This window comes from Mucilaginibacter auburnensis (assembly GCF_002797815.1).
In the GTDB taxonomy this organism is placed as follows: domain Bacteria; phylum Bacteroidota; class Bacteroidia; order Sphingobacteriales; family Sphingobacteriaceae; genus Mucilaginibacter; species Mucilaginibacter auburnensis.
In genome coordinates, this window is sequence record NZ_PGFJ01000001.1 from 328,841 (window position 1) to 341,576 (window position 12,736).

At 41.9% G+C, this 12,736-nt stretch carries 9 protein-coding genes; 3 read left to right on the plus strand and 6 right to left on the minus strand.

All coding sequences use genetic code 11. The features are described from left to right. Positions 1–16: 16 nt before the first annotated feature. On the minus strand, positions 17–1,207 hold the full coding sequence (locus CLV57_RS01455) for a FecR family protein (RefSeq protein WP_100339588.1): 1,191 nt from the start codon (positions 1,205–1,207) through the stop codon (positions 17–19). A gap of 70 nt (positions 1,208–1,277) precedes the next feature. Beyond that, positions 1,278–1,886: an RNA polymerase sigma factor gene (locus CLV57_RS01460; protein ID WP_100339589.1), complete on the minus strand. Its 609-nt coding sequence runs from the start codon at positions 1,884–1,886 to the stop codon at positions 1,278–1,280. Positions 1,887–2,321: 435 nt separating this feature from the next. Here CLV57_RS01460 and CLV57_RS01465 point away from each other — a divergent pair, with 435 nt between their 5' ends. From CLV57_RS01465 to CLV57_RS01475, 3 genes are all read left to right on the plus strand, one after another. Then, on the plus strand, positions 2,322–2,633 hold the full coding sequence (locus CLV57_RS01465; RefSeq protein WP_100339590.1) for a hypothetical protein: 312 nt from the start codon (positions 2,322–2,324) through the stop codon (positions 2,631–2,633). Between the two features lie 96 nt (positions 2,634–2,729). Continuing rightward, positions 2,730–3,338, plus strand: coding sequence for a phosphatase PAP2 family protein (locus CLV57_RS01470; protein WP_100339591.1), 609 nt, complete (start codon positions 2,730–2,732; stop codon positions 3,336–3,338). A gap of 103 nt (positions 3,339–3,441) precedes the next feature. Further along, the gene (locus CLV57_RS01475; protein ID WP_100339592.1) at positions 3,442–5,778 is read left to right on the plus strand and encodes a GAF domain-containing protein; all 2,337 of its coding nucleotides are present in this window, start codon (positions 3,442–3,444) and stop codon (positions 5,776–5,778) included. Between the two features lie 104 nt (positions 5,779–5,882). Here the strand turns inward: CLV57_RS01475 and CLV57_RS01480 are convergent, their stop codons facing one another. From CLV57_RS01480 to CLV57_RS01495, 4 genes are read right to left on the minus strand one after another with little or no spacing between them, the layout of a single operon-like run. Then, the gene (locus tag CLV57_RS01480; RefSeq protein WP_100339593.1) at positions 5,883–8,456 is read right to left on the minus strand and encodes a BamA/TamA family outer membrane protein; all 2,574 of its coding nucleotides are present in this window, start codon (positions 8,454–8,456) and stop codon (positions 5,883–5,885) included. Positions 8,457–8,458: 2 nt separating this feature from the next. Further along, the gene (locus CLV57_RS01485; protein ID WP_100339594.1) at positions 8,459–9,322 is read right to left on the minus strand and encodes an SdiA-regulated domain-containing protein; all 864 of its coding nucleotides are present in this window, start codon (positions 9,320–9,322) and stop codon (positions 8,459–8,461) included. After that, positions 9,319–11,346 (minus strand): polyphosphate kinase 1, encoded by a 2,028-nt coding sequence (ppk1, locus tag CLV57_RS01490; protein ID WP_100339595.1) that lies wholly within the window; start codon positions 11,344–11,346, stop codon positions 9,319–9,321. The genes CLV57_RS01485 and ppk1 overlap by 4 nt, the downstream gene beginning before the upstream one ends. 12 nt (positions 11,347–11,358) lie before the next feature. Continuing rightward, on the minus strand, positions 11,359–12,573 hold the full coding sequence (locus tag CLV57_RS01495) for a Pycsar system effector family protein (RefSeq protein ID WP_100339596.1): 1,215 nt from the start codon (positions 12,571–12,573) through the stop codon (positions 11,359–11,361). Positions 12,574–12,736: the final 163 nt, after the last annotated feature.

Sequence of the window (12,736 nt, forward strand, 5' to 3'; positions counted from 1 at the left end):
TTGTGTTATTAATTGGTTATTGTTTTAACACGGTTACCCGTTTACCATCTACAGCAAACCTTACCTTCCCGGTTAGTTGCAATGCCTTTAAGGCATCAGACAAGTTTGTGTTTTTAGGCATTTCTGCAAAAAAAGATGCATCTATCGGGTCCTTGTAAACCACTTCAATGTCATACCAGCGTGCCAGTTCACGCATGATAAAGTCAAGACGTCGCTTTTGAAAGTGGAAAAACCCATTCTTCCAAGCTGTTATTTCGTCTGTATCCACGTTTTCGTTTAATGCTAAAGCCCCATTGGCTGCTAAGCTTGCCTGTTCTCCCGGTTTAAGTAAAACCGAGTTATCAGCATTGGTAAACCTGATAGAACCTTCAAGCAATGTGGCTTCAACAGGAGTTTTGCCTTCCTCAGCATAAGCACGTATATTAAAATGGGTACCCAGCACTTTTACTTGCGAAGATCCAACTTCAACTATAAAAGGCATTTCCTTATTTTTTGCCACTTCAAAATAGGCTTCGCCAACTAACTTTACCCTGCGCTCTTTGCCTTTAAATACTGCAGGAAATTGTAGTTGGGAGGCAGAATTGACCCAAACTCTGGTGCCATCAGCTAACTGAAGCTGAAATTGTCCGCCGCGTGGTGTGATTAAAGAATTATATGATAAGGTATAGGTATTGTCATTAACAGAAGCAGCGCTTTCTTTATTGAAAGAAAGCTTACCTCCATCTTCAACTATATCGGCACCGCCATGGTGTGCTATATGCTCTGTTTTATCGTCATTTAAAACAACTGTTGAGCCATTTGAAAGTTTAAGCATTGCCTTGGTTGTACCGGGAGCAACGTCATTTTTTATAAGATTATCAGTAAGTTTAGGCTTTACCTCAATGTTTTTATTATGCAGATAAACAACCGTGCAGAATAAAACACCAATTACAGAGGCTGCAACGGCCACCCATCGGCTCAATTTAAATTGCTTACGTTGTGCCTCGTTTTCTTTTAACTTGCTGTGAATATTAGCCAGAACCTCGGTGGAAAATGGCAATTGATTGTTGTAAGCGTGTATTAGCTGCTGCTCATAATCCTCGCGCGCAACATGCTCCAATTCGGAGTTGTCCTCATGGTTAATATATTGCAACAGCCACTTATACTCGTCCGCAGTCCATTGCTGCTTACGCAGCAAAGCCGCTAAGTTTTCCTTTGAGTATTCCATGAAATAAAAAAATCCGAATGGTTTATATGCCTAAATACACAGCACCCTATGAAAAGGGGGGGTATGTTATTTATTTTTTTAAAAAAGGCATAAACAATAGTACAAGAGCCACTACTGCAGGGTCATCAAAGTGGTTTTTTACGTGAAATTTAAGCGTGGCTACCGCATCTGTGAGATATTCCTTAACGGTATGGCGGGATATGCCCATTTCTTTAGCGGCCTCCTCATAGGTTCTTCTTTCTATTTTGCAAAGTTCGAGCACCCGCTTTTTTTGTGGAGACAACCTATTTATTGTTTTTTCAATAAAGGCTAATTTTTCTTCTGTTATAAAGGGTTCCGCATTATCTGCCGAGATATCAATAATTACATCTTCAAAAATTACAAGCGCATTAGCACACTTTTTAAGAAAACTGATAGACTTGTTGTAGCTTATAACAAACAACCAGTTGGCAATGGGTTTATTAACATCAATTTTGTTCCTCTTCTCCCACAAACAAACAAACACCTCCTGTAAAATATCTTTCGCTGTATCTTCACTTTTTACCAACTTTAAAATGTTGCGGTAAATAGACACATGATACTTATTGTACAAAAGATCAAAGGCCTTTTCATCGCCCAAAATTAAACGAACAACCAGCTGCTTATCATCCTGCTCGACAATGCGCTTAATTTCACCCATTGCAATTAATTAGTTATAATTGGTTTATATGTTTGCTAAATAGAATCGCAAACAATTGTAAAATTATTGAAATAAAACAAAAGTGCAATCTTTTGGCAAAATAATTGACCACTTTGCTCGTTTTTTAAAAAGCCTCCCCTTAGCTGGCAAAAAGTCTACAACTTATGGGAATTGTCTGGCGCTGCATTTTCTAAATAGCAACAACTCTTAAAGACACATTATTTGCTGAAATGTATTCTAAAATAGCCAAAATTGGCTGGTGACAAAAATTTTATTAGCTCATATGCTAACGGCACAGTTTTAGTTACAAGTTTGAAAAACTGAAATGGAAAACTTAGACTCGAAAACTTTGCTATTAATCTCTGCTATTGATCTTGAATTAAAGAACATTATATCAATTGATTTACAAAACCTGAACTTAATAAAAGCTGCCTAATGAAAGCGTACAAAGCAAACGCATCTGTTATATACACAGATACAGAAGGAAACCGGATAGACACCTTTGTTATATTTGATACCGACCATTTAACCGGGCTAACTCACATTAATCATGAAAATCTGAAAGTAGGTGCTGACAGGTTACAATTGCATCCTAAAACTGTATGCGATTACCATTTGCCATTGGAAGATGCTTTCAGTTTTGAGCTATTAAAAAAATTAAGAGAGAAGTATGCCGAACTCGACGCAGCTAAAACCGTATCTCTTGATACTGTAATAAAACTCAGGCCGCTTGCCAAGGCATCGTAATTTTAGAGTGTTTAAATAAACATTTACTGCTATCTGCCAAATTTCAATTTGCTGCGGCTGTAATAATTTAATAACTTGTGTTGCGGTAATTAAAACATGCAACAGAGGTTAAAATTTATTTTCGTTTTTATAACTATTACCTTATCCGGGTATTGTTGCTCTGCCCAGCGTGCGTTACAGCGGTGGGATGATCGCGTTATGATCAACCTTGCGGAGAACCGCACTCCTCAAAAAACTGCATTCATGTTGTTCCTTACCAAAACTTACACTTACGGAGACATTGGTGTGCCCGCAGCACTTTTGGCAGGAGGAATTATTGGTAACGACAGGCAAATGCGTGAAAACGCGCTTTATGTAGCCAGCAGTACTGCAATAACCTACGGACTAAATCAACTTATAAAAGTTATAGTAAAACGCCCCCGGCCATTTGTTCAAAACATTAAAATTGTTCCGGTCTATCATGCCTCCGAGTACTCATTCCCTTCTGGTCATACATCATCCACTATATCTACAGCTACAGCGTTATCCATTGCCTACCCTAAATGGTATGTTATAGCCCCTGCATTTTTATGGGCGGGGTCGGTTAGCTATTCGCGCATGTATCTGGGAGTACATTATCCTACCGATGTTGCAGGCGGCGCCATTTTAGGTGCAGGCACGGCAGTATCTTTATCTTTCCTTAAAGCCAACCAGCCTGCACAATAGCCATTTGCCGGTAAGCTACTGTGTTTCATTTAAATGTAATATAGCTTAACCATTATGGGCTCTAATGCTTTTATAATTAACTTTGCAGCGTTTCTTAAATATCATGCTAACGCTGTTCACCGACAAACCCTTACGCTTTCAGTTTTCATTTCATAAAGTAATTGAAAAGCTGGAGGCAACAGCTGCGGATAGCACTAACTGGCGTAGCGCTTATGCTACAGATCTTTTAGCTCGCGTAAATCAACACCCTGAACTTCGGGATGGCATTACCGACATCAAGCAAATGAACGAAAATGAGGCGCTGATAAGAGAACTATTGGCCGACCTTTTCCCCGAAGACCTTACCCTTAATGAAATAAAAGCGGTAAGCCTGCCCTACCAGTCGTTAGCTTTTAACAAAACGCAGCGCTTTCAAAATATCTTGAATGATGCCGGGCCCGATTTTTCTATCAATATACGCGACTTTACAGAACATCAATATTATGTATTAAGCTGCTGCATTATTTTAAGCGAGTTTTATAACGTTCATTTTGATTTTAGCCGACCGCTTTTTTACGATATTCCTACCAAAGATGGAATTGTAAAGCACTATCGCATTTTATATAATGGCGATTTTTTAGAAATTCTGCCAACAAAAGAAGCTCCCGAAATTACGCCGGAACAGATCAGTGAGCTGATAGATAATTATGATGACCTCGCACTTTGGAAAAAAACCTTCCCGGTTGACCATTGGACAATTAAGGGCTTTGTAATAATGAATCTGGTTGATGTGACAACAGAAAGCGCATTATCTACCCTCAAAGAAGACCTGTTGAGTAAACAACCGCCACAAGTGGTTAAGGAAAGTCTTCAAAACGCTTTTCGTTCCATATTCAGGTTGCCCGATATCAGAATTGGCTTTTCCAGATTTGATATGGATGAGGGCTACTTTAATAACAAAGCTGTAGGCTTAAAATTTGACAGCTATATATTAGGTTGTGAAATGGATGCCAGGCTAAGCGGAGAGCCCTATCAGTGCATCATGCATGATCAAACCTATTTTGCAGGCTCTGACGTTGAAAAAATGCTACTGGAATATCCTGACAGCAAATTGCTTAAGCATTTACACGACCAGGGGGTGCAAAGCTTTATTTTGGCGCCTGTAATCAAAAACGACACTTTGCTGGGGGTATTGGAGTTAGTATCGCCTCAAAAAAATGTATTAAATAGCGTTACAGCCAACAAGCTGGATATTATAATGCCGTTTTTGGTTGATACCATTGACCGCAAAGTGCAGGAGATGCAAAACCATGTGCAGGCCCTTATTCAAGAACATTATACTACCCTGCACCCCAGCGTTTACTGGAAGTTTAAGCGCGAGGCTACCAATTATATCACCGAAACGAATGCCGGCTTAGACTATAATTTTAAAGAAATTACTTTTAAAGATGTTTACCCACTGTACGGCCAGGTTGATATTGGCGAATCATCAATAACCCGCAACCGGAGTGTACAAATTGATATTGGTAACCAACTAAAGGCGCTCATAGCTATTTTGGATGCGGCCAAGCGCCCGGGCAAGGACTTAGCCATTGAAGAGCTATTGTTTGACCTCCGTACTTTTTATGACGAGTTAAACACCGGCCTGCGTGCAGATACCGAGCAACAGATACAGCACTATATTGAAACGCGGGTTTATACCGTGTTGCGTTCGCTACCTGCAAAAGATGAAGTAGCTACTTATTTTGAACAAGCCGATGCACATACCGGCGCTTTCCATCAGCAACGCCGCAATTACGAAAAAACCTTGTCGCTTATTAATCAAAAACTAATTAATGTTATTGATGCGCGGCAGGCCGAGATACAGCAATATTTCCCGCATTACTTTGAACGTTTTAAAACAGATGGCATTGAGCATAATATGTACATGGGTGCAAACATTGCCCCTAAGCTAAACTTCAAGCCCCAAGATTTAAAACGACTGCGGTTGTGGCAGCTACGTGTGATTGCAGAAATGGAAATAGAGCAGTTTGAGTTAAAAAGCATCCTGCCGTATCAATTGGGGGTTACCTCGCTTATACTGGTTTTCAGCACACCTATCGCCATTCGTTTCCGCATGGATGAAAAGCACTTTGATGTAGACGGCGCTTATAATATCAGATACGAGGTAATTAAAAAACGTATTGATAAGGCCAATATAAAGGGAACTACCCAACGCATCACTCAACAGGGCAAGATCACCATCGTATACGCGAAAGCCGAAGAAGAACGCGAGTACAAGAAATACATTAAAATATTGCAAGCTGAAGGTATACTGGATAAAACTGTTGAAAAATTGGAGGTGGAAGACCTGCAGGGCGTGTCAGGACTAAAAGCACTGCGCGTTGGCGTGCTTCATAACCAGAACCTGGCGGTATTGCGCGCTGCATCATACGATAAATTGTATGAGCAGTTAGGCTAAATTTGCCACTCCGAACGGAGTGAAGAATCTTGTATAAGCGGCTGACCAAGCGCTTATTTAGCAATTCGTATAACATTCTTCACTCTGTTCAGAATGAACCGTGTTTAAAACCTAAAGCCCGCCTGTATATACGGATAAGCTCCTTCTTTAGAAAAACCGGCTACCGCTTGTATCAATATCAGCTGCGCCGGAGAAAAGTAAATGCCGCCGCCATAACCAACATGCCACTGCGATGAGGTTTCGCCGGGCGCCCATACACGGCCAACATCATTAAAGCCAACCAGGCCCAAGGTGCCCGGTAATAAATACGATGCAAAATCCAATACCTTCAAACGCAGCTCAACATTGTTGTATACCATGCTCTTGCCGGTAAACCTGCCAATGTAATAACCTCGCAGGTTTTGATTACCGCCCAGTTTTAACTGCTGATAATAGGATGGGTTACCAAACGATGTACCACCGCCTGTACGCACAGCCAGTACCAATGAAGAGTCGCGTAGCGGATCAACATAAAAACTAAAATCTGTTTGTATTTGACCAAAGGTGTGCGAGTTTGAATTTAGCGCTTTAACTGCCAGTAGGTTAGTGTTCCAATAAACCCCTTTATGTGGAATAGCCCCCTGGTTACGGGTATCTACGCCAAAGCCGGCAACTAATCCCGCATTTATTTGTGATGAAAACACCTTCTCGTTAGGATGAAGCTGGTTGTAGGCGTTCAAGAACCTGTCGGTGTTATCATCCGGATCACCGTTGTAATATTGAGCTACTATACCTCCGCTTATGTTCCATTTATTTTCATAATAATGCTTTACGCGTACATCAGCTTCCGTGTAATTGTAAACGTTTTGATAATACCGCAGGCGGCGGTTGCCTGTGTTTTCAAACACGGTATTATTACCTACGCCAAAGAAGTTGCTGGTATAGTTAGGCCCTTTGTTCAGCACATTCACTACCAGATCATTGTTGCCAATAGCATCTTTAAAAATGCCATTATAGTTCAACAACAGCGAATTATATGTGAAGCTGTAACTAACCATTAAGCTCTGCCTGAAAGCGTATGGCTCTTTGCGGAAACCATGCTTTTGCCATATAAAGTTGCCTATAAATTGCAGACCGTAATCCTTATTAAAGCTGCCCAATATGAGCGGCTGAAAAAAGTCATACTTAAAGTTGAACTTATTAAAGCCGTTAACCGTACTATCGGTACCTAATCGTAACCTCAATCCTTTATTGGGATAATTATTTTTCTTATCTGAACGATCATACACATATCGCCCGCCTTTACCGTTAAGTGTACTGTCAACGCTGAAAGTATCTTCTCCACCGCCACCTATCATCCGCACTCTTATCGGTGAGTTTTTATCGCCATGTATTTTGAAGGTATCTTCTCCATCCATGCCATACAGGCGGATCTCATCAGTAACTTTCGGATCAAAAGTGCGACTGTAGATCACCTGCTCCTTTGCGCCACCCTTTTTAGCTTTGTTGATCACCACACTAAGTTTACCATCACGCAGGTTAGTTATATCAAAATACTCATGCTTGTCTGAAGCTGGTATCTCAACAGTTGATGATAAAAACCTGTAGTACTTCAAGGCCTGCTTATTAAGAATATCCCGGCGCGCTATCATTTTACGCTTTAATTCTTCGCCTCCCTGTACATAAATATTGGCGGGCATACGTTTTATTGCCCGTGTTATCACATCATCAGTTAAAGTTTGCTGCACAAAAGCAATTTCCTTTTCCCAATCCTCCTGACTAAGACCATTTAAAAAGTAACGATCAAAAGAGCGGGCATTAAAATTCCAGCGGTTTATTGAGCGGATGTGGTCTTCATAACTTTGAAATTTTGACATTAATAAATGCCTTGAAACCAACCAGGGCAGCACGCCCGATGTACTATAAAATACCTGATCACGGTCGCGCGGAACAGGTTCATAAACGGTGCCATTGGTCCCTTTTACGCGCTCCCAGCGCCATTGGTCTTCGTGGCGGTCCCAATCGCCCAGCAACATATCTAAAAGGCGTGCGCGAAGCACCGTTTTCTGGTCAACTGTATTGTCATTGTCTTCCTGCAAACGGTCCTGTGCTTTCTGCGTGTTGTCGGTTTTTTTCGCATCAAGCGGCTCCCGCTCTTCAAATAAAAACACCTGGTTGGCAAAATCAGCACGATGCTCGCCAAAAGCGGGGTCATCAGGAATAAAAACAACCTCGGGATTGGCATGGGGAACCTTTAAGGCAGCAGCCAAAGGCGGAACGATCAATGCAGAAAACGGATGCTCCGCCGAGATCTGATCCTGAATAATGGTGGCCGCAATGGTCTGCCGTAATGTTGCAGGCAGTACGCGTTCCGGGTATTTTTGAATAGTGCGCAATACCCATTCCTGCCCCGTTGCATCCTCCAACCTTAACGATTTGGTTTGAAAGCCGCCACCACGTTGTATTATTTTGAGCCCGCCTTTCTCTTTACTTAAATGAAAAACACGCATTTTAACCGGCGTAGCCCATAGCTTGCGGTAACTGTCACCAAAAACAGTACGGTGTAAGCCGCCTACCTTATCATACGCGGGCTCAACAGCCACCACAATACTATCCGGAGTTGTTTGAGCATATCCGGCAGAAAAGCGCAGGACCAATAAAACAGGCAGAAAAACTTTGAGGTTTAGGTTACGTGCCATCTCTATTTCTTGTAAATGAATTTTAATATAGTACCCGGCGTTAACTTATCGCCCTCGTTAGATATGTACAGGCTATTCTGGTTATCAAACGCCATACCTTCGGGCTGAATAAACAGTGATGGGTTAAGTGGGTAAGCTGCCTTAACCTGCCAGTTGACATCGGTAATAACAAGCGCTTTATTTACAGATGATAAAATATACCACTCGTTAGTTTTGGTGTTTTTAGCCAAAGCCGATGGGCGAAACGTCATTTTGTTTTTGCCCAATTGCGCTTCTATATCTTTTACGTTGATGGTAAAGTTGCCGGATGCTTTCAAACCGTTACCGGGTAGGGCATTGAAAATGTAACCCGCTCCTACCTTCTTTTCATTGTTGCCTTTGCAGCTTTTGCACAACACATAAAGCTGTTTAGATTTTTCATCGACACACATGCCCTCATACTCTCCGGCGGGTAGCAGGCCTTTCAATTCCTTAACATTGGCTATGTTGCCGCTCTGCACTTGTTTGAACGGAAACGTAAATATAACGCCGTCGCTACGCAGTATATAAAGCAGCTCACCCATAATCGCTATATCCTCGTAATCGCCATGGCCTGCAAATTTGGAGTGAGCAACTTTACCATCACCTGGTTTAAGGTAGTATATGCGTCCATCTTCATCCTGCTCGGCATAAATGGAGTCAGCACGGCCATGGTATAAAGCTATGCCCGATATTTCCAGCAAGCCATCCGGCATGTTATATCTTACCGGCTTTGTCAGATCATACCCAGGCGGGTTTTTTACCGCAGGCTTTTCAATACAGGCCATACCAGAAAATACCAGCATTAAGCCTAATACGCACCACCAATAAATGCTCCTGTTTTTCATGCCTGCAAAATTTTATGGTTCAACATGTCACTGATAGCCTGCTGCGATTGAACGCTTGGCTCTCCGCCTGTTACCGCAATATTCTCTATCTTATCATTCAGCCAAACGGCTTTTACATTGTCCTGTAATTGAAGGGTAACCATTGCAATTACTTCTTCTTTTAAGCTACTGCTTAAAACAGGGAAGCAAACTTCAATACGCCGGTAAATGTTCCTGTTCATCCAATCGGCAGATCCCATAAAAACTTCGGGGTTGCCATTGTTGTGAAATATAAATATGCGACCATGCTCCAGGTACCTGTCTACAATTCTTTTTATGGTGATATTGTCACTCATGCCCGGCTGTCCCGGAATTAAACAGCATATGCTGCGCACAATCAGCGAAACTTTAACACCTGCTCTTGAGGCTTCATATAATTTACTTATAAGCACCCGCTCTTCCAGGTTATTCAATTTGATGGTGACAGCAGCCGGCAATCCTTTTTGGGCATTAGCCATCTCCCTGTCAATCATTTCTAAAAAGCGCTGCTGTAGGTTAAACCCGGCTACCAACAAATTACTGAACACGCCCTGGTCTTGCGGTTGCGGTTTTTGCCGTTTGGCCAGAAATAAAAATAGCAGCTCCATCTCTCTGAGCAGATCGCCATTTGCCGTCATCAGGATATGGTCTGTATAATAAGCGGCGGTATTCTCGTTAAAATTACCGGTAGAAAGCAGTCCGTAATACTTGGCACGGTTGTCAACCATGCGTTTAACCAATGCTACTTTAGCATGAACCTTTAGGGCTGTTATACTATAAATAATATTCACCCCTGCGGCTTTCATGCGCTTGGCCCACTTGATGTTATTAGCTTCATCAAAGCGCGCTTTCAACTCCACCATCACTGTAACCTTTTTACCCATTAAGGCGGCGTTGATCAACGCATGTATAATGCGCGAGTCGCGTGCTACACGGTACAGCGTAATATTTATCTCTATTACATTACTATCCTGCGATGCCTCATTAAAAAAGCGCAATATGGCATCGTATGGCTGATAAGGCGTATTAACTAAAATATCTTCCCGTTCTATCTGGCTAAACAGATCTTCGTCACGGTTAATAACGCTGGCAGCGGTGGGCCATTTGCTGTACTTAAGCGCCTTAATATCTAACGGCAGTGAAGAAAGATCTTTAAAGTTATGGTACATTCCACCCTCTACAAAGCTCGCAGATGCAATGTTCCACCGCTCGCCAATCAGTTGCAGGGTACGCAAGGGCACGCCCGGCTGGTGCAAAAAACGTGTAGCTATGCCTTCATCGCGATGTTGCAATTGTTGTTCTATTTGTTCCGAAAGGTCGCCGGGATATTCATCCTTTAATTCCAGTTCGGCATCGCGTGTTATCTTGAACGAATAATAGCCTGTAATTTCAACATCCTTAAAAAGCTTATCAAGGTTATTTTTAATGATGTCGTCTAAAAAAACGATGTACGTTTTATCTGCAGCATTTACCTTAAAAAACCGTGGAAGTTCTGATGGTACCTGTAACGCAAATACCTGTTCTTTTTTCCCGGCCGCCAAGGTCACCAAAAAATAAATCTCGTTGTTCTTCGGCTCGAAGTGGTTATCATTTAATACGTCTACCGGGCGCAAGAAAGCCATAACCTGGCTATAGAAGTAATCAGTAATTTGTGGAAGTATAGTTGCCGGTAGTTCTTCATTAAACAACAAGCAAACGTCATGCTTCGCCAATCCAGCCAATATTTCTTCACGAAAAATGCTTCCGAACAGATTTTGCTGGCGCATAATAACCTGCCGTGCCTGTAATAATGGATTCAGTTCTTCATCAGCAAACTTACCCAGCTTATCCATGGCTATCAGTACAGGCATGCGCACCCGGTAAAACTCGTCCAGATTAGATGAAAATATAGCCAGGAAATTAACCTTTTCCAGCAAAGGCACATCGGGGCGCGCGGCTTCCTGCAATACCCGCCCGTTAAAGCTAAGCCAGCTCAGATCACGGTTGTAAAAATGATCTTTTTTCATGATGCCGCGGCGTTATGACAAATGATTGTTGATTATCAACGCTATGATGTAAGCCAATACAGATATGATCAACCCAAACATAAATACATTATAAGCAACCCTTAACAATCGATATTTACGCCCCAGCACTACACCTTGAGAATAAACATCGCGCACCAGCGTGCCGTATAAAAACTCTTTGTCGTCCATCACCTTTTGCATCCCGGCAGCATATTCTTCCAGGTGCATTTTGTAAAAGTTGCCAAAGAACAACAAGTTTACACGTTTGCTATCAATATCATCCTGCGTAAAAACGCCACTTGGTATGGCCGGGCGGGTAGCCAGTATGGAGAATATCATGGATGCTAAACTTACGCTGAGCAATATTAAAGTTGGTATGGTTAAGAACGCGGCTTCATCTAACTTTCTTAACACCAAACTTATAATGGCCGAAAGTATGATTGAATTTACTGTGATGAGTATCTGCGCCTTATTATCGGCCATGTCGCTCAGGCGTTGGTTATTGCCTGACGTTATGCGGAACATGGTTTCTATACCCCGTTCGGGCCGGTCGGCTTTTGCCTTCTTCTCTCCCGTAGCCACAAATTGCGGAGCAATAGCCGAATCGCTTTTTTGAATAGGCTCAGGCCCTTCTTCATGCTGTTTACTTAGCAGCTTTTGCAGGTTCTTCTCGTATTGATCTTTCACCTGCAACTTTACAAAATCTGTATAATACTGGTGCGACCGAAGCATTTCTATGTTCTTCTCGCGCCATGTTTTCTTGTCAATTTTAATACCTTTTATCGCTTCTATTTCTTTCTTCAATAGCTTGCTGCGATCAGCAAATTGCTCAGTGCCTAAATGGAAAAGGTCTGCATCACAAACAATCTCCTGTAGTAAACCCACAGCACGTTGTGGCATTTTGGTTGCCAGTATGCAGCCTTTAATTTTTTCAATTACAGCTTCATCCACACCTAAACGCTGAAGATGCTCGGCAGCCATGCGGGCACCATTCTCTTCGTGCTCGGTCTTGTTTACAAAGTAGCCCAGGTCATGAAACCACGCGGCTGCCATTACCACAAAGTAATCTTCGTCGCTTAACTGGTAATGATCCGCAATATTGGCGGTTTGCTGCACTACACGGCGGGTATGCTCAATATCATGGTAAATGAGCGTAGCGTCTTCATGCGTTTCAAAGTAATTTAAAGTGTATTGTTTTATCTCATGCAGTAATTGCTGAAAATTCATGGCGATAGCTTTACAGGTACATCAAAAATACCTAAATAAAAGCTGTTTTTTTCGGGCAATTAAACAATCATTAAACTTCTCCTTTAATCAGACTTTGATATGACTAATTTGTAGTTTCTCAACATGTTATAACTATGGCTAAAATTGGTTTCAGTAGCATTGG

Coding starts and splice junctions, on each gene's coding strand:
- CLV57_RS01475 (WP_100339592.1), top strand. CDS start 3,442: ATGCTAACGCTGTTCACCGACAAACCCTTACGCTTTCAGTTTTCATTT.
- CLV57_RS01455 (WP_100339588.1), bottom strand. CDS start 1,207: ATGGAATACTCAAAGGAAAACTTAGCGGCTTTGCTGCGTAAGCAGCAA.
- CLV57_RS01485 (WP_100339594.1), bottom strand. CDS start 9,322: ATGAAAAACAGGAGCATTTATTGGTGGTGCGTATTAGGCTTAATGCTG.
- CLV57_RS01460 (WP_100339589.1), bottom strand. CDS start 1,886: ATGGGTGAAATTAAGCGCATTGTCGAGCAGGATGATAAGCAGCTGGTT.
- CLV57_RS01465 (WP_100339590.1), top strand. CDS start 2,322: ATGAAAGCGTACAAAGCAAACGCATCTGTTATATACACAGATACAGAA.
- ppk1 (WP_100339595.1), bottom strand. CDS start 11,346: ATGAAAAAAGATCATTTTTACAACCGTGATCTGAGCTGGCTTAGCTTT.
- CLV57_RS01480 (WP_100339593.1), bottom strand. CDS start 8,456: ATGGCACGTAACCTAAACCTCAAAGTTTTTCTGCCTGTTTTATTGGTC.
- CLV57_RS01495 (WP_100339596.1), bottom strand. CDS start 12,573: ATGAATTTTCAGCAATTACTGCATGAGATAAAACAATACACTTTAAAT.
- CLV57_RS01470 (WP_100339591.1), top strand. CDS start 2,730: ATGCAACAGAGGTTAAAATTTATTTTCGTTTTTATAACTATTACCTTA.